This is a genomic window from Janthinobacterium longum, from assembly GCF_051380735.1.
Taxonomy (GTDB): domain Bacteria; phylum Pseudomonadota; class Gammaproteobacteria; order Burkholderiales; family Burkholderiaceae_D; genus Janthinobacterium.
In genome coordinates this window covers 457,052-476,963 of sequence record NZ_JBNYXQ010000002.1, presented here as the reverse complement: position 1 = coordinate 476,963, position 19,912 = coordinate 457,052, and the positions used below count along the sequence as shown (strand labels likewise).

16 protein-coding genes are annotated in these 19,912 nt (G+C 62.1%); 10 read left to right on the top strand and 6 right to left on the bottom strand.

Annotation, left to right across the window (positions count from 1 at the left end; genetic code table 11):
* Positions 1–81 precede the first annotated feature (81 nt).
* Positions 82–525, top strand: a complete 444-nt coding sequence (locus ACQ4WM_RS10400; protein WP_436546588.1) for a thioesterase family protein — start codon at positions 82–84, stop codon at positions 523–525.
* Here the strand turns inward: ACQ4WM_RS10400 and ACQ4WM_RS10395 are convergent.
* Positions 509–1,042: a DUF3016 domain-containing protein gene (locus ACQ4WM_RS10395; RefSeq protein WP_436546587.1), complete on the bottom strand. Its 534-nt coding sequence runs from the start codon at positions 1,040–1,042 to the stop codon at positions 509–511. The two genes, ACQ4WM_RS10400 and ACQ4WM_RS10395, sit on opposite strands and share 17 nt — an antisense overlap.
* Positions 1,043–1,429: 387 nt before the next feature.
* Between ACQ4WM_RS10395 and ACQ4WM_RS10390 the strand changes: the two genes are divergently transcribed.
* Positions 1,430–2,935, top strand: coding sequence for a DUF3369 domain-containing protein (locus ACQ4WM_RS10390; protein WP_436546586.1), 1,506 nt, complete (start codon positions 1,430–1,432; stop codon positions 2,933–2,935).
* Positions 2,936–3,339: 404 nt separating this feature from the next.
* Here the strand turns inward: ACQ4WM_RS10390 and ACQ4WM_RS10385 are convergent, their stop codons facing one another.
* Positions 3,340–4,086, bottom strand: coding sequence for an SDR family oxidoreductase (locus tag ACQ4WM_RS10385; protein WP_436546585.1), 747 nt, complete (start codon positions 4,084–4,086; stop codon positions 3,340–3,342).
* Between the two features lie 134 nt (positions 4,087–4,220).
* On the opposite strand from ACQ4WM_RS10385, the gene ACQ4WM_RS10380 reads away from it, so the two are divergent.
* Both ACQ4WM_RS10380 and ACQ4WM_RS10375 read left to right on the top strand, forming a co-directional pair.
* Positions 4,221–5,096 carry an AraC family transcriptional regulator gene (locus tag ACQ4WM_RS10380; RefSeq protein ID WP_436546584.1) on the top strand — a complete coding sequence of 292 codons (876 nt, stop codon included), beginning with the start codon at positions 4,221–4,223 and terminating at the stop codon, positions 5,094–5,096.
* 258 nt (positions 5,097–5,354) lie between these two features.
* Positions 5,355–5,501, top strand: coding sequence for a DUF2199 domain-containing protein (locus ACQ4WM_RS10375; RefSeq protein ID WP_436546583.1), 147 nt, complete (start codon positions 5,355–5,357; stop codon positions 5,499–5,501).
* A gap of 226 nt (positions 5,502–5,727) precedes the next feature.
* Here ACQ4WM_RS10375 and ACQ4WM_RS10370 read toward each other — a convergent pair whose 3' ends face one another.
* Positions 5,728–7,671 carry a GAF domain-containing sensor histidine kinase gene (locus tag ACQ4WM_RS10370; RefSeq protein ID WP_436546582.1) on the bottom strand — a complete coding sequence of 648 codons (1,944 nt, stop codon included), beginning with the start codon at positions 7,669–7,671 and terminating at the stop codon, positions 5,728–5,730.
* Positions 7,672–7,812: 141 nt separating this feature from the next.
* Between ACQ4WM_RS10370 and ACQ4WM_RS10365 the strand changes: the two genes are divergently transcribed.
* The 5 genes from ACQ4WM_RS10365 (at position 7,813) to ACQ4WM_RS10345 (ending at position 15,462) form a co-directional block, all read left to right on the top strand.
* Positions 7,813–9,357, top strand: coding sequence for a C13 family peptidase (locus ACQ4WM_RS10365; RefSeq protein ID WP_436546581.1), 1,545 nt, complete (start codon positions 7,813–7,815; stop codon positions 9,355–9,357).
* 22 nt (positions 9,358–9,379) lie between these two features.
* Positions 9,380–9,748, top strand: coding sequence for a cation efflux protein, CzcI family (gene czcI / locus ACQ4WM_RS10360; protein ID WP_436546580.1), 369 nt, complete (start codon positions 9,380–9,382; stop codon positions 9,746–9,748).
* A 100-nt stretch (positions 9,749–9,848) separates the two neighbouring features.
* Positions 9,849–11,081: a TolC family protein gene (locus ACQ4WM_RS10355; RefSeq protein ID WP_436546579.1), complete on the top strand. Its 1,233-nt coding sequence runs from the start codon at positions 9,849–9,851 to the stop codon at positions 11,079–11,081.
* 10 nt (positions 11,082–11,091) lie between these two features.
* Positions 11,092–12,300, top strand: a complete 1,209-nt coding sequence (locus ACQ4WM_RS10350; protein WP_436546578.1) for an efflux RND transporter periplasmic adaptor subunit — start codon at positions 11,092–11,094, stop codon at positions 12,298–12,300.
* A gap of 24 nt (positions 12,301–12,324) precedes the next feature.
* Entirely contained in the window at positions 12,325–15,462 is a 3,138-nt protein-coding gene (locus ACQ4WM_RS10345) for an efflux RND transporter permease subunit (RefSeq protein ID WP_436546577.1), read from the top strand.
* 15 nt (positions 15,463–15,477) lie between these two features.
* On the opposite strand, the gene ACQ4WM_RS10340 is transcribed toward ACQ4WM_RS10345, so the two are convergent.
* Both ACQ4WM_RS10340 and ACQ4WM_RS10335 read right to left on the bottom strand, forming a co-directional pair.
* Positions 15,478–15,984, bottom strand: a complete 507-nt coding sequence (locus tag ACQ4WM_RS10340) for a hypothetical protein (RefSeq protein ID WP_308923686.1) — start codon at positions 15,982–15,984, stop codon at positions 15,478–15,480.
* Between the two features lie 109 nt (positions 15,985–16,093).
* Positions 16,094–16,330, bottom strand: a complete 237-nt coding sequence (locus tag ACQ4WM_RS10335; protein WP_436546576.1) for a hypothetical protein — start codon at positions 16,328–16,330, stop codon at positions 16,094–16,096.
* 210 nt (positions 16,331–16,540) lie between these two features.
* Here ACQ4WM_RS10335 and ACQ4WM_RS10330 point away from each other — a divergent pair, with 210 nt between their 5' ends.
* Complete coding sequence (locus ACQ4WM_RS10330) at positions 16,541–16,927, top strand: hypothetical protein (protein WP_436546575.1); 387 nt, start codon at positions 16,541–16,543, stop codon at positions 16,925–16,927.
* Here the strand turns inward: ACQ4WM_RS10330 and ACQ4WM_RS10325 are convergent, their stop codons facing one another.
* Entirely contained in the window at positions 16,928–19,903 is a 2,976-nt protein-coding gene (locus ACQ4WM_RS10325; protein WP_436546574.1) for a diguanylate cyclase, read from the bottom strand. It abuts the gene before it with no gap.
* Between the last annotated feature and the right edge of the window lie 9 nt (positions 19,904–19,912).

The following is a 19,912-nucleotide window of genomic DNA, read 5'->3' as shown; positions in this document are numbered from 1 at the left end:
GTGTTTTTTGCGACGCATGGCGGGGGAAGCGACTAAAATTGCCTTTCCCGCCGCGTCTGGCGCATCTGCATAGAGAGACCCATGGCCCGTTTGATACTTGAATTTCCCGAAGACCAATACTGCTATTCTTCGCAATTGACGGTGCGCACCACCGACATCAATGCCGGCAACCATCTCGGCAACGATTCCATGATCTCCATGATTTCGGAGGCGCGCGCCCGCTTCCTGTTCGAATACGGCGTGCGCGACATCGAAGCCGACGGCACCGGCATCATCGTCACCGACCTGGCTACCACCTACCGCGCCGAGGCCCATGCGCGCGACCAGCTGCTGTTCGAAGTGGGCGTGATGGACTTTAACAAATATGGCGGCGACATCACCTTCCGCATCACGCGGCCACGCGACAATACCCTGATCGCAATGGCCAAGTCCGGCTTTGTATTTTTCAACTACAAGCGCAGCCAGGTCGTGCCCATGCCGGAAGAGTTCGGCAACAAATTTACCCAGGTTAACTGGATCGATTAAGCTTGTTCACCGGTATATTGAAGGTCTTGCTGAACCACTCGTCGATCATCAGCTTTTCATAGCGCAGCCGCTCGCCGGTGGCATAACGGTTCATGTGCGTCAGGTAAGACATGTCGGACAACTGCGCCTTGTCGCTCCTGATCACCTTGCCGTCCTGTTCCAGCTCATACGACAGGCTGATGCGCGGCCAGTCGGCGCCACCCGTCAGCACGCGGATCTCGTTCGCGGATCGCACGCGCGGATCTTCGCGGCCCGCCAGGTCGACATCGGTAACAACGATCTTCAAGCGCTGGCCAGCCGGCAAGGACACGCCCAGTTTGTCGAAGTGGCGCGTCAGTTCGGTCAATGCCTCTTCGCGCTTGCGCGGGTCGAACGATATATCGGTGAACTGGTCCGGCTTGTCATACAGCACTTCGGTATTGCCCACCGTGGATGCGACGGGAGCTTGCGCCCACGCAGCGCCGCCTGCCAGCACGACAGTTCCGGCCAGGAACAGACGCGCGATTCTCTTTTTCATGATCATTCCTTTCGAAAAACATCGGTATCGAATATACGCGCATGTTCCTTCACGGCCACCACAATTCATACCTTGTTACGAAGTTGCACGGCTGCGCCAGGGTGCGACCGGCGCCCTGTTCCGGGCCTTTTGCCAGAATTTCCGTGCAAAACAAAGTATTGTCCTGAAAATATGATTGCCCGGGAAATAAAGTATGGATGACAATGTTTCCAGCCTCTTGAAACATTGTTGCACTGAAACAGGACAATTAATCTTGCCTGTTGTTAATGCCATGCACTCAGTCTACAATCGACAGAATGCGCCCGGAAAACGCGCAACGCCAGTGGTGGCGCCCAGGGATGCCTGGCGCATGGCGATCTGTCATGCCCTTTAGCGGAACTCGCCCTTATGTCATTTTTGTCTTCAGCCTCGCCCAAGTTACCGCCGTGGAAAGTCTTGCTTGTCGACGATGAACCCGACATCCACGACATCACCAAGCTGACCTTGTCCCGCTTCCGCCTGGAAGGCCGTGCCCTCAGTTTCGTGCATGCCTACAGCGGCGCCGAAGCCAAGCAGGTGCTGGCCCGCGAGGCCGATATTGCATTGGTGTTTCTGGACGTAGTGATGGAGCGCGAAGACAGCGGCCTGGAAGTGGCGCGCTGGATGCGCGAAGACCTGGGAAACCAATTTACCCGCATCGTGCTGCGCACCGGGCAGCCGGGCCAGGCACCGGAAGAGCGCGTGATCGTCAACTACGATATCAACGATTACAAGGAAAAAACCGAGCTCGACCGCACCAAGCTGTTCACTACCACCTTTGCCGCCCTGCGCGCCTACCGCGACATCATGCAGGTCGAAGAAGCGCGCCGTTCGCAGCAGTATTACCGCGAAGGCCTGGAGCGCGTGATCGCCGCCTCGGCGCATATTTTCAAGCAGCGCAACCTGCGCGACTTTGCCAGCGGCCTGCTGCAGCAAGTGGTTGCCCTGCTGCGCCTGGAAACGAGCATGCTGCTGCGCCTGCGCGGCGCCAGCGCCATCACCGGCCAGCAAGACTATGAAGTGCTGGCGCAGATCGGCGACACCGACGACGCCATGCTGAGCCCGGCCCTGCTGTCACAGCTGGACGAGGCCAAGAGCAACAAGATTTCACGTTTGCACGGCGACACCTATGTCGGCTACTTCCCCAACAGCAGCGGCAAGGCCTCGCTGCTGGTGCTGAAAGGCGTGGAAGAAATTTCCGACCTCGATGCGAAGTTGCTGGAAGTGTTCTGCTCGGGCGTGGCTATCGCCTTCGACAACATCCTGCTGACTCAGGAAATCACCGACACCCAGGCCGAACTGATATTGCGCCTGGGCGACGTGGTCGAGTCGCGCTCGCACGAAGGCGGCAACCACGTGCGCCGCATGGCCGAGGTATGCCAGTTGCTGGCGCAGGCGTCGGGCATGTCGGAAGAAGAAACCATGGTGCTGCGCCACGCCGCACCGATGCACGACATCGGCAAGATCTCGACCCCCGACGCAGTGCTGCTAAAACCGGGCAAGCTCGACGCCGCCGAATGGGAAATCATGAAACAGCACCCGTCGGTCGGCATGTCCATCCTCGACGGCTCGCAGCGCCCGCTATTGAAAGCCGCCGCCGTGATCGCCCACCAGCACCATGAAAAATACGACGGCAGCGGCTACCCGCAAGGCCTGGCCGGCGAGCATATCCACAAATACGCCCGCATCGCCGCCGTCGCCGACGTCTTCGACGCCCTGATGCACAAACGCTGCTACAAGGAAGCCTGGCCCCTGGAGCGCGTAGTCAGCTACCTGCGCGAAGTGAGCGGCAGCCACCTCGACCCGCAATATGTGGAACTGCTGATTGCCAATCTGGACGAAGCTCTGGAACTGAACAAGCGGTTTCCGGATTAGCCTGGATTGCAGTAAACGTGGGCGATAGGCAAGCACAACGACAGAGGGGGTCATACAACGCGTCTGATGCCTCGCAAATCGCCTCTGTGTCAGGAGCTGCTGCTCAAAATCTTTCTGCTTCGGGGCCTAGCCGCCTAGGCCGCCTAGGGCCGCCTAGGATCAGGTCCGCCATTCCGACACAAGTACAGCGTTGCCAATACAGCTTGCTGCAGATCGAGACGGCCAAAGCTGAGAGCGTGTACGAATGACGGATCTGGCCCTGTCCACGCTTGGGCGCTTCGGGCCAAGCGGGCCTGAAAAATGTCGAGGGCAAGGCGCGGCGGCGACGACAGTATGAATGGTCGGCCAGGAGCCGCCTGAGAGCATGTACGGATGACGGACCTGACCCTGGCCGCCATTTACGCTCAGCTTCCCTCTGCCATTGCTGTCAAGAGATCTCTTACGGTGCCGTCTCGTTCGGCGAAGCGGAACGGTTTCACCTCGTCGACGATAATCTCGTCCTCCGATTCATGAGCGATAAGTTGGGCCATCACGTCGTCGGCAAATTTTTCCAGCGGAACGCTGTAGGGCGAGTCCTTCAGGCCAGCCATCAGGTCAGTCGCCACTTGCGGAGGGACGATTTCGATAACCTGCACGGCGTCTCTCAAGAGGGCGCGCAGCGAGAGTGTATAAGAATGCAAAGCCGCTTTGCTCGCCGAATAGGTGGGCGCGGCGGGATAAGGCACAAAGCCAGTGCCAGAGGAGACAACCACGATGGCGGCTGCGGGGCGGCCCTTCAAATGGTCCACCAGCGCGTCGATCATGCGAACAGGGCCCAAAAAATTGGTTTCGACTATCTTTTCCCCGTGCGAAAGATCGCGAGCGATGGTCACATCTTCCGCTCCCGAAACCCCGGCGCAATTGACCAGCACATTGAAATCCGGATGCTCGGCGATCAGTTGGGCGGTCACAGCCGCAATCTCTTCGCGGTTCGTGACGTCCAACACGTAGAACTTCATGCCTGGCCGTCCCGCCACCGCTTCCTCCAGTGCCTCGCGTCGTCGGCCCGCAATGATTACGGTATTACCAAGATCATGCCAGCGATGCGCCAGCGCCCGACCGATGCCGGTAGCCCCACCGGTAATAAAAATCGTGTTTTCTTTGTGGTTCATATGATCTCCATTTAAACGAGTTCAAATGGTAGGGACACATCGCCCTGCACGCGAGCCAAATCCTGCTTCACCTTTGCCTATTTCTGGCGAAATGATTGATTGATCGGTTGCGCTCGACATGAGATATTAAGGCGATGGACAGGATCATTTCATATTTGGCCGCTACAGTTGCCGCCAACGCTAAAGAAGGCCTGACGCCAACCGCCATGCCGAATGTCAGTTTGTACAAGGTCAGCCAATGCGTGGAACTGGTACCGGAAATCTATCAGCCGGTGGTCAGTCTTATACTTCAGGGCGAAAAGCAATTGTCGATTGGGAGTGAGGTTCTGACCTATAGTGCGGGGCACACCTTTACAACGGCGCTGGATATTCCAGCGCTGGGCGTAATTACCCAAGCGAGTGCTGAGCTACCATATCTCGCGATACGACTCGATGTTGATCCGGAAATCGTCTCGGAGCTGGCATTCCGCATGCCTGATCTTGCACGAACAGCTGATCAAAAAGGGTATGGCGTCGATCCAGCCAGCCGGGATCTGCTCGATGCCTGGAGCCGGATGCTGGGTCTGATTGGCCGGGCCGACGAGGTGCCTGTCATGGCCCCACTGCTGGAGCGAGAGATTGTGTACCGGCTATTGCGCGGCCCGCAGGGCGCGGTGCTAAGGCAACTCGCTGCGACCGACAATCGGATGTCGCAAATCAGAAAGGCGTTGGCCTTTATCAGACAGAACCATGCCCTTCCCTTGATGATAGAGGACATTGCGCGATTAGTCGGCATGAGTTACTCCGCCTTTCACCGCCGCTTTAAAGCTGCAACTGGCGTAGCTCCACTACAGTATCAAAAAAATATTCGGCTATGCGAAGCGCGGCGTTTGCTTCTGACCGAACCGACAACCGTGAGTGCAGCTGCATTTTCAGTCGGTTACCAAAGCGTGTCTCAGTTCAGTCGAGAATACAGACGAATGTTCGGCACGCCGCCCATGCAAGAAGTGAGAATTAATCGCTTAAATTGATTGTTCACACGAATCGGCGCAGATTCGCGCACTGTTCAACAACCACCTCGTGCCGAGGCGTAAAGCAGAAATCCGCAGACCCGTTCTGCGGGCTGGCTTGCCGGTTTAAGTTGACATTGCGTAGATCGGCTGAATCCAACAGCAAGCAGCAGGAATCCGGGGTCAAGTCCGCCATTCCGACACAAGCCCAGCGATGCCGCTACAAGTTGCTGCTGACCAAGAGGGACAAGGCTGAGAGCGCGTACAAATGACAAGACGATGGTCCACATTCGAGATAACGGCCTTCGTCCCTGCATCGAGCTTCAACCCACGGAACACCCACTGGCCATGGAACAACGAAATGGAATCACCGTCGAACGCGTCGCTGAGCCTTACTCAATTATGATGCACACCACAGACGAGTAACGGTCAACAGCAGTCACTCATAAAATAGCCAAGTGCCCCCTGAGCAATACTCCAGCAAAACATGCTTTGGCCCAAGCCCCAACACGGGCGCTTCGGGCCAAGCGGGCCTGAAAAATGTCCAGGGCAAGGCGCGCGACGACGACAGTACGAATGGTCGGCCAGCAGCCGCAACGCCGCCATCGGCATTTTCTCAGGTTCGCGTCACCGCCCCGCTGTTCAACGTATTTCAAACACTCTTCGGTTCAAGCGGAAAACGGATCGTGTAGTGCAACCCCATTCCTGGCGCACTGCTGACCTTGACCGTACCGCCCAGCGGCCCCGTCACCAGGTTATACAAAATATGCGCCCCCAGCCCGCTGCCGCCGGAACCCCTCTTGGTCGTGAAGAACGGGTCAAACAGATGCCCCAGGGTGGCACCATCCATGCCCATGCCATCGTCGCTGTAGTCCAGCACCAGCATCTCGCCCTCGCTCCTGGCACTGATCCTGATATTGCCCGGTTCGCCTTCCACAAAACCGTGAACGAGTGAGTTGACCACCATATTGGTGACGATCTGCGAGATCGCGCCCGGGTAGCTGCGCAGTTGCAGTTCGGGTGCGCACTCGACTTCCACCTTGATCGGCTTGCCCTTCAGCTTGGGCTGCAGCGACAGCAGGATTTCATCGAGGTATTTGCGCAGGTTGAAGCTGCGCATGTCGTCCGAGGACTGGTCGACGGCCACCTGCTTGAAGCTGCGCACAAGCGCGGCGGCGCGCTGGGTGTTGGTGGTCATGATGCGCAGGGTCTGGTCGATAATGCCGAAAAACTCCTGCAAGCCGTCTTCATTGAGCTGGCCTGCTTCCAGGTCTTCGCGCGTCAGTTTCAGTTCCTGCACCAGGTGGCTGGTGGCCGTTACGCAGATGCCCAGCGGGGTATTGATCTCATGCGCCACGCCGGCCACCAGGCGGCCCAGCGAGGCCAGTTTTTCCTGGCGCACCAGTTCCGACTGCGCTTGCTTCAAGGCTTCCAGCGCGCTGTTCAGGGCCGCATTCTGCTCTTCCAGCGCTTCCTTGGCCTGGCGCATGGCGCGGTCGGCCTGCATGCGTGCGATCGCCACTGCCACATGGCTGGCCATAAAGGCCAGCACGTCCAGTTCGGCCTGGCCGTACACCACTGAATTATCATAGCTTTGCACGATGATCACGCCATACGCGCGCTCACCGAGCAGCATCGGCGCCCCCATCCAGCTGGCGATATCCACGCTGCCCAGTGGCTCGTTCATTTGGCCGCTGGCCACCAGCGCCGCATAGCTGTCGGCATCGAGCAAGCAAGGCTGGCGCCGCGCGAGGATATAGGAACTCATGCCGACGCCATAATGAAAGCGCTTGACGGGCGCCTGCGCATCTTTTTCATCGACAAAATACGGGATGGTGATCTCGGCACTATCCGGGTGGTACAGGGCGATCAGGAAGTTCCTGGCCGTCACCAGCTCGCTGATGATGGCATGCAGGCGCGTGTACAGGGTGGTGGCGTCGGCCGCCTGGGCCGACAGGTTGGCGATTTCAAACAGCGCATGCTGCAGGTTTTCCGCGCGGCGCCGTTCGGCCACTTCATGGGCCAGCAAGGCCGTGCGCTCCTGCACCGCCTTTTCCAGCCGGTCCATGCTTTGCAGGCCTTGCAGCGCGCTCGACACATGGGTGGCGATCAGCGCGAACAGGGCCTGGTCTTCCTGGCTGAAGCGATGTTCGACGTCATAACTCTGGATCACGATGGCGCCCAGCACCTGGTGCTGCTGGTCCAGCAGCGGGCAGCCTACCCAGTGTTCGGCCGCAGTGCCGCCGCCCCAGGAGGCGCCGCCGTCCACGTGCATGGCCGCGTCGCCTGCCGTCATCACCAGCTGCTTGCCGTTCAGAATCACCCAGGCCGTGGGCGACTGCTCTGCCCTGGCCAGCCGCACCGCCTGGCCGACATCGGGCGCACTGTCGAATTCGTCGACAAAATAAGGAAAGCGCACGGTGCCTTCGTCGCGGTCGCTCAAGGCCACGTAAAAATTGGCGGCATACATGATACGCCCCAGCGCCGCATGCACGGCTTGCAGGAAGTCGGCGATATCGCTGCAGGTGCTGGAACGCTGGCCGATTTCCAGCAATATGGTTTGTACCGCTTCCAGGCGGGTGAGACGACTTTCCATAGGATTCCCTGACTACTGCTGAAATAATTCCAAAAATCAATGTTAGCAGTTCAATTGCCCCTTGGCACGCTAAACAGGCAAGGATTTGCAAGCATGAACAGACAGTGGCAGACTGGCGACTCTTCCACGCACGGTTTCCCCATGACCACACCGCTACGCGCCGCAATCCGCCCTTACACACTTGCCGGCCTGATGTTGTTTTCCGCCTTTGGCATGCCGCCCCTGTGCGCCGCACCGGAGCGCGTGCCCGCAGCGCAGACGGCCGATGGCGGACGCTATTTCGGCCCGCTGGTCGACGGCAAGATGCAGGGCCACGGCCGGCTCGAATACGCAAGCGGCGCCTACTATGAAGGCGGCTTCGAGCGCGGCGTGTTCAGCGGCCAGGGTGTCTTGCGCCAGCCTTCCGGCGTGCGCTACGAGGGCCAGTTCCGCCTCGGTGCGTTTGAGGGCCAGGGACGCTACACCTCGCCCAAGGGAGAGGTGTACAACGGCCATTTCACCAAGGGCAATTTCGAAGGACAGGGCAGCTACCAGGGCGTTGACGGCAGCTATGTCGGCGCGTTTCGCAACTGGAAGCCGCACGGCGCGGGAGTACTGACCGACAGCGAAGGCATGGTATTCCAGGGAAACTTCGTGCAGGGCCAGCCGCAAGGCAAGATGCAGGTCAGCACACCGGACGGCATCATCTATGAAGGTGAACTGAAGGACTGGAAGTTCGATGGCGAGGGTATACTGCGTACCGCTGAAGGTGATGAATACAAAGGCCACTTCAGCAATGGCCTGTTTGACGGCGCCGGCACGCTGCGCTATGCGCATGCCCAGCCCGACGGGCGCACCAGTGACAGCGGCAGCTGGACCGAAGGCCAGCTAGACGACCCCGTGCTTGAGAAGCTCACGCGCGACAATATCGAACTGGCCTTGTATAACCAGCCGGCCCTGCTGGAAAAAACCCTGAACAGCGTGCTGCCGCACGACCCGGCGAAAAAGATCAATCTGTATTTCCTCGGTGTCGGCGGTGATGGCGCGCAGGAAGTGTTCCGACGCGAAACCGACTTCGTGCAGCACCAGTTCGACCGCGACTATGGTACGGCCGGGCGTTCGATGGTGCTGGTCAACAGCCGCAATACGGTGGCGCAGCAGCCGATGGCTACCCGCACCAGCATCCGCGCCAGCCTCGACGCGCTGGGCGCCAAAATGGACAAGAACAACGACGTGCTGTTTCTGTTCCTGACCAGCCACGGCTCGGCCGACCACCAGTTGGCGCTGGCGCAAAACGGCATGGACCTGCACAGCCTGCCCGCGCAGGAGCTGGCCGGCATGCTGAAACACAGCGGCGTCAAATGGCGCGTGATCGTCGTCTCGGCCTGCTACTCGGGCGGCTTTATCGCTCCCCTGAAAGACGACCATACCCTGATCATCACGGCCGCGCGGCCAGACCGCACTTCGTTCGGCTGCGACGATCAAGCCGATTTCACCTACTTCAGCGAAGCGTATTTCAAGCAAGCCTTGCCCAAAAGCGCAGGCTTTGCCGAGGCGTTCGAGAAGGCCAAAACCCTGGTGCGCGCACGCGAAGCACAAGACTTCAAGGACAGCAGCGAAGGCGAAGAGGAACACTCCGAACCGCAAATCTACCAGGGCAAGGAGATCGCCCGGCAACTGAAAAACTGGCGCGACCAGCCCCGTTAAATTCGGTACAATGCCTGCAGCCATGAAAAAATTCTTCCTGATCCTGCTGCTGTTCGTGCTTCCGCTCCAGATGTCCTGGGCTGCGGCGAGCGCCTATTGCCTGCACGAAGAAGGCAAGGCGGCCCAGCACCTGGGCCACCACAGCCACCAGCACAAGGCCAGCGCCGACGACGCACAGCAGCTTGACGCCGGCAAGGACCTGAAAGCCAAGACCAAGGCCCACAGCGACTGCAATGTCTGCCATGGCATCGGCCACGCCTGGCTGCCGCCCGGCGCCAGCATGCCCGTGTTCGACGCGGCCTCGTTGGCCATCGATACTTCCTCTTTCCTGTACATCTCGCATATTCCAGATGGGCCCAAGCGGCCCGACTGGTCGCCGGTCTTCGTCTAGACCGGCGGGATTGTTTCACTGTTACCGCATGCACCCCGCTTGATGCGTGTGCATGGCGGCGCCTCCCGTCGAATTGTCATCCTGTTTTTAGGAGAATTCGATGTACCGACTTATCTATTGCTTATTGCTGGGCATCACCGTGCCCGCCCACCTCCATGCCGAGGCGCAGCAGGAAGCGCCCGCGCCCCTGACCCTGTCTGCCGCCCTGCAACTGGCCGAGGCTGGCAACCCCACCCTGTCGGCCGCGCGCCACGAGCTGGCGGCCCAGGGCGGCGCGCTGCAACAGGCGCAAGCCCTGCCCAACCCTGAACTGCAAAGCGTGCTCGAAGATACGCGCCGCGCCACGCGCAGCACCACCGTGCAATTGAATCAGCTGATCGAACTGGGCGGCAAGCGCGGCGCGCGCGCTACCGCCGCCCTGCGCGGCCAGGACCTGGCGCAAGCAGCCCTGGCCACGCAAATGGCCGACACGCGCGCCGCTGTCAGCACCGCGTTTGTCGACGTGCTGGCCGCCCAGGAAAGCTTGCGCCTGGCCGACAGCGCGCAGGCGCTGGCAGCGCGCGCCAGCGAGATCACGGCGCGCCGCGTGGCGGCCGGCAAGGCTTCGCCGGTGGAAGCGACGCGGGCCAGGGTTCACGATGCCAGTGTACGGCTGGAAGGCAATCTGGCGCGCAGCAACCTGGCACAGGCACGCCAGCGCCTGGCCGCACTGTGGGGCGCCGGCACGCCGCGCTTTACCGAGGCAGATGGCCGGCTCGATATGCTGCCGCCGCTGCCCTCGACGGCCGAGCTGGCGGCGCGTTTGCATGCCTCGCCGGGCGTGCAACAGGCGCGCAGCCATCTGGCGCAGCAGCAAGCCATGCTGGACGTGGAACGGCGGCGCGCCACGCCCGACGTCACCGTCAGCATCGGCATGAAACGCTCGGAGGAACTGGGCCGCAACCAGGCGATCATCGGCCTGGCCTTGCCGTTGCCGCTGTTCGACCGCAACGCCGGCAACCAGCTCGAAGCCCTGCGCCGCAGCGACAAGGCCGGCGATGAACTGGCTGCCGCCCAGGTGCAGCTGCAAGCGGCGCTGGCGCAGGCGCGCGAGCGGCTGGCCACGGCAAGGCTGGACGTGGACAGCCTGCAAAACGAGATCGTGCCCGGCGCGCAAAGCGCCTACGACGCGGCCAGCAAGGGTTTCGAGTTCGGCAAGTTCGCCTTTCTCGATGTGCTCGATGCCCAGCGCACCTTGCTGCAAGCGAAAAACCAGACCCTGCGCGCACTGACCGAAGCGCACCACGCGGCCGCCGAACTCGAGCGCCTGCTGGGCGCCCCCGTGACTCCGTAAGAAAGCGACCATGCATATCCAACTGAACAAAAAACAGCTGCTGGCGATTGCCGCCATCGTGATTGCCGGCATCGTGCTGGCATTCATGATCCTTGGCACCGGCGGCGCTGGCAAGGAAGAACACGCGCACGATGAAGAAGAACAAGCAGAACACGGCCATGCCGAAGCGAAAACCACGCCGCCGGTCGAAGGCCTGTTGCTGCTTAGTAAAGAACAAGCCAGGGCGGCCGGCGTGGTGATCGCCACCGCCGCGCCGGGCCGCATCCAGACCAGCGTCGCCCTGCCCGGCGAAATCCGCTTCAATGAAGACCGCACGGCGCACGTGGTGCCGCGCCTGGCCGGCGTGGTCGAGGCCGTGCATGCGGACCTGGGCCAACTGGTGAAAAAAGGGCAGGTACTGGCCGTGATCGCCAGCACCGAATTGTCCGAACAGCGCAGCGCACTGTTGTCTGCACAGCGGCGCTTGTCGCTGGCACGCGCCACCTACGAGCGCGAAAAGATGCTGTGGCAGGAAAAGATCTCGGCAGAACTCGATTACCTGCAAGCCCAGCAGGCATGGCGCGAAGCGGAAATCGCGGTGCAGAACGCCCAGCAGAAACTGCAGGCGCTGGGCGCCGCAGGCAACAGCAAAGGCCCACTGAACCGCTACGAAATCCGTGCGCCGTTCGACGCCATGGTGCTGGAAAAGCACATCACACTCGGTGAAGCCGTCAAGGAAGACGCGAATATCTTTGTGCTGTCCGACCTGTCGATCGTATGGGCGGAAATCGCCGTGCCGGCCAAGGACCTGGCCACCGTGCGCGTTGGCGGAAAAGTACTGGTAAAAGCTTCGGCCTTCAATGCCAGCGCCAGGGGCACCATCACCTATGTCGGCGCGCTGCTCGGTGAACAGACGCGCACGGCCAAGGCGCGCATCAGCCTGCAAAACCCCGACATGGCCTGGCGCCCGGGCCTGTTCGTCAGCGTGGAAGTGATCGCTGGCGAGCGCGACGCACCGGTCACGGTGCAGAGCACGGCGATCCAGTCGGTGGAAGACCAGCCTTCCGTGTTCGTGCAGCTCAAGCAAGGCTACCAGGCCACGCCGGTGACGGTGGGCCGCAGCGACGGCCAGTTGACGGAAATCACCAAGGGACTGGCGGTGGGCACGCCCTACGCGGCGCAGGGCAGCTTTACCTTGAAATCCGAGCTGGGCAAGGCGTCCGCCGGCCACGAGCACTGATCGCCGCCGACAAAGGAAACCATTATGTTTGAACGTTTGATCCGCTTTGCCATCGCGCAGCGGTCGCTGGTGATGCTGGCCGTGGCCGCCATGACCGCTTTTGGCATCTACAGTTATCAACAGCTGCCGATCGACGCCGTGCCCGATATCACCAATGTGCAGGTACAAATCAATACCGCTGCCCCCGGCTACTCGCCGCTGGAAACCGAGCAGCGCATCACCTTTCCGATCGAAACGGTGATGGCCGGCCTGCCGAAGCTCGAAGAAACCCGTTCGCTGTCGCGCTACGGGCTGTCGCAAGTCACGGTGATTTTCAAGGACGGCACCGACATCTATTTTGCGCGCCAGATGATCAACGAGCGCCTGCAGGAAGCGAAAGAAAGCCTGCCGGATGGCATCACGCCGAAAATGGGACCGGTCTCCACCGGCCTCGGTGAAATCTATTTGTGGACGGTGGAAACCAAACCGGGCGCCAAAAAACCCGATGGCACGCAGTACACGCCGACCGACCTGCGTGAAATCCAGGACTGGATCATCAAGCCACAGTTGCGCAATGTGCCAGGCGTAACAGAAATTAACGCCATCGGCGGCTATGCCAAGCAATACCAGGTGGCGCCGCATCCGGACAAGCTGGGTTCCTACGGCATCAGCCTGCAAGAAATCGTGGCGGCGCTGGAGCGCAACAACAGCAATGTGGGCGCCGGCTATATCGAACGCCAGGGCGAACAACTGCTGATACGCGCGCCGGGCCAGGTGGGCAGCGGCGACGATATCGCCAATATCGTGGTGGCCAACCGCGAAGGCGTGGCGATCCGCATCCGCGACGTGGCCGAGGTCGTCATCGGACGCGAACTGCGCACCGGCGCGGCCACCGAGAACGGGCGTGAGGTGGTGCTGGGCACCGTCTTCATGCTGATCGGCCAGAACAGCCGCGCCGTGTCGCAGGCGGTCAATAAAAAAATGCTCGAGATCAACCGCAGCCTGCCGCAAGGCGTGCATGCCGTCACGGTGTATGACCGCACGGTGCTGGTCGACAAAGCCATCAATACGGTGAAAAAAAACCTGCTGGAAGGGGCAGTGTTGGTGATCGCCATCCTCTTTATGTTCCTGGGGAACATAAGGGCCGCATTGATCACGGCGATGGTGATTCCACTGGCCATGCTGTTCACGTTTACGGGCATGGTGCAGTACCACGTCAGCGCCAACCTGATGAGCCTGGGCGCGCTGGACTTCGGCATTATTATCGATGGCGCCGTGGTGATCGTGGAAAACTGCGTGCGCCGCCTGGCCCACACGCAGCAAAAGCTGGGCCGGCGCCTCACCCTGCAGGAGCGTTACGAGGAAGTCTTTGCCGCCTCGCAGGAAGCGCGCCGGCCGCTGCTGTACGGCCAGTTGATCATCATGGTGGTGTATCTGCCGATCTTTGCCCTGACGGGCGTGGAAGGACGGATGTTTACGCCGATGGCGTTCACGGTGGTGATTGCGCTGCTGGGCGCGATGCTCCTGTCGATCACCTTTATTCCCGCTGCGGTGGCGCTGTTTATCGGCGACAAGGTGGCAGAAAAGGAAAACGCCATCATGCGCGCCGCCAGGCGCTGGTATGCACCGGCGCTCGATAAAGTCATGGCCAACACGCCGGTGGTACTGGTGTTCGCGGCGGTGGCCGTGCTGCTGTCGGGCCTGCTGGCAACGCGCATGGGCAGCGAATTCGTGCCCAGCCTGAACGAGGGCGATATCGCCATCCAGGCGCTGCGCATTCCCGGCACCAGCCTCTCGCAATCGCTGGCGATGCAGCAGCAGCTGGAAACCACGCTGATGGCCAGGCACAAGGAAATCGAGCGCGTGTTTGCCCGCACGGGAACGGCCGAAATCGCGTCCGACCCGATGCCGCCGAATATCTCGGACGGCTATATCATGCTGAAACCGCGTGGGCAGTGGCCACAACCGAAGAAACCGCACGCGCAATTGCTGGCAGAAATCGAGGCGACGGCCAGCAGCCTGCCAGGCAGCAACTATGAGTTTTCGCAGCCGATACAGCTGCGTTTCAATGAGCTCATTTCCGGCGTGCGCAGCGACGTGGCGGTGAAACTGTACGGCGACGACATGGCCGTGCTCGACAAGACGGCGGCCAGCATTGCCGGCGTGCTGGGCAAGGTGGCCGGCGCCACCGAAGTCAAAGTCGAGCAGACCAGCGGCCTGCCGATGCTGACGGTGCAGATCGACCGCGAACAGACGGCGCGCTATGGCTTGAACATGGCCGACGTGCAGGCGGCGATCTCGACCGCCATCGGCGGCCAGCAGGCCGGCACCGTGTTCCAGGGCGACCGCCGTTTCGACATCGTGGTGCGCTTGCCCGACAGCCTGCGCAGCGACCTCGAGCAGTTGCGCCGCCTGCCGATCGCCCTGCCCCAGGGCACCAGTACGGAAGGCCGCGCGCGCTTTATTCCGCTCGGTGAAGTGGCCAGCCTGCAAGTGGCGCCGGGGCCGAACCAGATCAGCCGCGAAGACGGCAAGCGCCGCATCGTCATCAGCGCCAATGTGCGCGGGCGCGATATCGGCTCGTTCGTGGCCGAAGCGACGCAGCAGTTGCAAGAGCAGGTCAGCATTCCGGCCGGCTACTGGACCAGCTGGGGCGGCCAGTTCGAACAGCTGCAGTCGGCCACCACGCGCTTGCAACTGGTGGTGCCACTGGCCTTGGGTCTGGTGTTCATCATGCTGTTTGCCATGTTCGGCAATGTAAAGGATGGCTTGCTGGTATTTAGCGGCATTCCGTTTGCGCTGACGGGCGGCATCATCGCGCTGTGGCTGCGCGACATACCGCTGTCGATTTCGGCGGCGGTGGGCTTTATCGCCCTGTCTGGCGTGGCCGTGCTGAACGGACTGGTGATGATCGCGTTTATCCGCCAGTTGCGCGACCAGGGCTTGCCGCTGCAGGATGCGATCCGCGACGGCGCCCTGTCGCGCTTGCGGCCGGTGCTGATGACGGCGCTGGTGGCCTCGCTGGGTTTCGTGCCGATGGCGATTGCCACCGGCACCGGCGCCGAAGTGCAGCGCCCGCTGGCCACGGTGGTGATCGGCGGCATCTTGTCGTCGACGGTATTGACCTTGCTGGTGTTGCCGTTGTTGTACCGGCTTGCTTACAGGAAAGCTGAAAACCGCTAAGGACCGGGGTTTAGATCACGGTTTCCGGTAACCGCCTTCGATCCAGTTGGCCGCCGCGGTCGCGTTGAACTTGAACGCGGCCGGGGCGCGGACCTTGGCGATCTGTTCGCCGTCGGCGTCATACGCGCTCAGCTCGGCATACGGGTGCTCTTCGTCGGGCACGATGTCGAACATGACCTTGACCTGGCCTTCGTCGGTAGCCACATACAGGCTCTTGTGCAATTGCGCGTGCAACTGCTGCTCGTGGCGGCGCAGCACTTCGGACGCGGTTTTCACCAGCGTGTTGAAGGCGTTGACGTCGAGCGGCTTGGGGTTTTTCTTGTCGCGGCCCATGGTCCACGGGCCGACCAGAGCCGGCTCCGGTTCGCCATCCTTGATCATGGCCACCGCCCAGCCTTCGTCTTCCTCGTTCTTGATTACGCGCGCGGTCCAGCCGTTGCCGGTCCACAGGCGCGGCTCCTGAATGGGCGCGTCGCTGTCTTGCTCATCTGGCTCGGAAAACTCGGGAAGATCGGTACTCATGGCGGTGCTCGTGATGGAAGGTGGGGCATGCATGATAGACGAAATCGCCCGCCCGTGCCGCGTTTGGCACACTGCGAACAGCGTGCCGCCCCACCTTTTCACACCCCGCTCAGCACATCGACATGGCGGGCCGCGCCGGCCAGGTCAAAGGTGGCCCCGGCGGGGTCCAGCGCGGGTCGATGGCCGGCAACGGCACGCGGTAATTGTATGGATTGATGATGATCGGCGGTATCGCCGATGGCGCACCGACAGGCTCGGCGCAAGACTTGACGGCGCTACGCTGGCGCGTAATTCGATGGTGTGGCAGGGATAGCGATTGATCCCCGTTCGCTGCAGTCACAAGCATGGTGCCCTCCTTGCAAATGTGAGTGTTCAGTATAGGTCGCCATGCGCGTATTACAAGAAAAGAAATCTTGTCCGATACCACTATCGCAGCGCCGTGCATGCCATCCATGCCGCGAAAACGACCGCCTGTCGCACGTGGCTGGCGACCGGCAAGGTGCGCCGCTACAGTAGCCACATGTTTCTTCACAACCCATCTTCAAAGAGGCCTGCCATGAAAAAATTTCTTACCTTCGTCCTGGTCTTGATGCTGGCCTGTTTATTCCTCGACAAGATCGGTGGCAGCGACATGCACATGCAGTTCAACGGCGACGACTTCGACGGTCCGCTCGAATCGCTGTTCGGCCTGGTATTTGCCGGCGGTGGCCTGCTGATCGCCCTGATCGCGCTGGTCTGCGCCGCCGTGGTGGCGGGCGTGGTGGTAGCAAGCGTTGGCCTGTTCATGGTTGCCGGCATCGTTATCGGCGGGGGCGCGCTGGTGCTGGTACTGCTGGCCTGCAGCGCGCCGGTGCTGCTGCCGCTGCTGGTGATTGCCGCCATGATCTGGTTGTTGTCGAACCGCAGCCGCAAGCAGGCGCGGGCGCGGCGCGCAGGCCTGTGATCAGCTGGACATGAACTGGCTCAGCACGCCCCCGGAGCCGGCGCCGTCATGATGCTCCACCCGGTTGCGGCCACCCCGCTTGGCACGGTACAGCGCTTCATCGGCGCGCACCAGCACCGCATCGCAATCGGCATCGGTGCCACTCATGGCCGCCATGCCGATGCTTACCGTCACATACAGCAACGCGCCACCGTCGATGCTGACCGAACTGTCGGCCACTCGGGCGCGCAACCGTTCGGCAAACACCGCCGCCGACGCCATGTCGGTGCCCGGCAACAGGATGGCGAATTCCTCGCCGCCCACCCTGCCCGGCACGTCAACCTTGCGCAGCGCCTGGCACAGTAGCGAACCCAAGTGGCGCAGCACCACGTCGCCCACCGCGTGGCCATATTCATCGTTGACGCGCTTGAAATGATCGATGTCGAGCATCAGCACAGTGGCCACGCTGGACAGTTCGCGCTGCAAGCGCGCGTGTTCGTTGGCCAGGGTCGTCATGAAATGGCGGCGGTTCGGCAGCCCGGTCAGGAAATCGGTGGTGGCCAGCTGCAATAGCTCGGCATTCATGCGCTTGCGCTCGGTGATATCGAGCGAGGACACCATCACGAAGTCCAGGCTGTCTGCGTGGCCGGGCATCACCAGCAGGCTCAGTGCGTTTTGCCGCACCGCCCCATCGAGGCGTAAAAAACTGCTCTCGCATTCGTATAGATGGGCGCCTCCGGCCAGCGCCAGCAGTGCTGCACCAAACGCGGGCAAGGCGGCCTCGTCAAAATTTTGCGCCAGGCCCAGCTTGCCGCGCCGCTGGTCGTCAAGCTTGGCCCGCACCTGCGCCAGCGCCGCGCCATTGGCGTCGATAATGCGCACCAGTCTGGCCAGGCGCTTGAGTTCCTCCGGATGCTGCTGGAAGTAAGCGGGCAAATCCTGCACGCCCGACTGTTTGATCACGTTGAGCGCCTCGCGCACGGCCGACCAGTCCTGTTCCCACAAAGCCACCGGCGCATGGTCGTACAGGCTGCGAAAACGCGCTTCGCCGGCACGCAGCGCCTGCGCCACCTGCGCCTGTTCGATCGCCATGCCGGCCAGGTGCGCCGCTTCGCTCAACCGCGCCAGGTGCGAGGCACCCGGCGCCAGCGGCTGGCGGTGGTAGGCCATCAGCACCCCCAGCAGCTTGCCCGAACCGCCGCGCACCGGTTCGGCCCAGCACGACTGGAGGCCGGCCTGCTCGGCCAGTTCCATCTCGCCGGGCAATTTTTCGGCCGCACGCAGGTCGGGTACGCTGACGCGCTGGCCGCTGCGCACCGCCAGCGCCGCCACGCCATGCACGCCGCGCTGCATGTCGACGCCATGGCCATGGCTGGACAGGTTGAAAAACGCCGGCAGCGTGGGGGCCGCGCCCAGCACCAGGCGACGCCGCTGCTCGTCGAACAGCAGGATGCTGCAAAGCATGGCCGGATGATCGGCCTGCACGCCCAGCACCACGCTTTCCAGTATCCGATCAAGCGGCGCGCCGATGGCCAGCATTTCCAGCACCTGGCGCCGCGTCGTTTCGCGCCGCTCGGCCAGGCTGCGCTCGCTGATATCGCGGAAGGTCCACAGCCTGGCCTGCTCATTACCGAGCTGCATGCTGCGGATATATTGTTCGATCACCCGGCCGTCGCGCAAATGCAGCAGGTCGCGCTGTTCGCAGTGGTCGTGCGGCGCCTCGCGGCGCGCGTCGAGAAAAGGCGTGGCCTGCTCCAGCTGCCCTTGCATATGCAGCACCAGCGCCACGTCATCGGCCTGCCAGTCGAGTGTGTCGGGTACTTGCCACAGGTCGCGAAAGCGCCGGTTCGACGTGAAGATGCGGCCATCGGCGTTGTCGACCAGGATGCCGTCGAGGGTGGAATCGAGGATGTTGCGCAGCATCGCCTGGCTACGCTGCGCCGCCTCGGCCATCGCCAGCACGCTGGCCTGGCCCTGCTCGAGCTGGCCGGCCAGTTCGCTGGCGCGTGCCAGCGAGCGCTGCGCCTGGTAGCGGCTGGCCGCCAGCAGCCAGGTGGCCAGCGCCAGCACCAGGCTGGCGCACAGGCCGGTCCAGGCCACCACGCGCGGGCGCGCCAGCAGGTCGCGATCAAAACCTGGCAACGCACGCACGCGCACGCTCCAGACATGGCCGGCGATGGTCAGGGCCTGCGTGGCCGACAGCCCTTCCGACACCACCTTTGCGCCGGGCATGCTGTCATGCAGCAGGGCACTTTCGTCGAGCCGCTGGCCGTCGTAGATTTCCAGCTTCAACAGGCGCGACGACTCGCCCCCCACGCCCTGCATCAGGTCGTTCATGCGAAATGCCGCGTAGACCCAGGCATGCAGGGCGGCGCGGCGCTGCTGCACGCTGGTGTAGGCACGGCCAGACTCGAAGAGCGGCAGGGCCAGCAAAAAACCGTCGATCTTCCCCTGCTCGCCGCCATCCTGCAGCAACCTGATCTTGCCCGTCATGGCCACCTGGCCCGTATCCCGCGCCTGCTCGAGCGCTGCACGGCGCACCGGTTCAGCCAGCAGATCGCGGCCGATCACGCGCACATTCTGTTCGCTGGGCGGCTCCAGGAAGGTGATCGGTGCGCGCATGGCGCCGGGCGCGGCGGGCAACAGCGGCAGGTAGCCGATGCCCTGGATGCCGGGAAAGTGACGCGTGATGTCCTGTACTGCAAGGTAGGCATGGAATTCTTCGGAGCTGACAGTCTTGGAGCCGGCGTACAGGCCCTGCACGCCTCGCAGCACTTCGGTATAGGTGCGCATGCGGCTGTTGATGCTGCCGATCAGTTCGCGCACGCGAAAATCGAAATCGGCGCGCACCTGCTGCTCGCTGGCGTCGCTGGCATTGCGCCAGGCGCCATACGTCAGGCCCAGGCCCAGCAGCAGCACCAGCAGCGCCAGCAGGCGTGGCCCCGTGCGGCGGGAAAGGCGGGTAAAAAATGACGACGGCAACGCACGTTTGTCCATGGCTCGCTG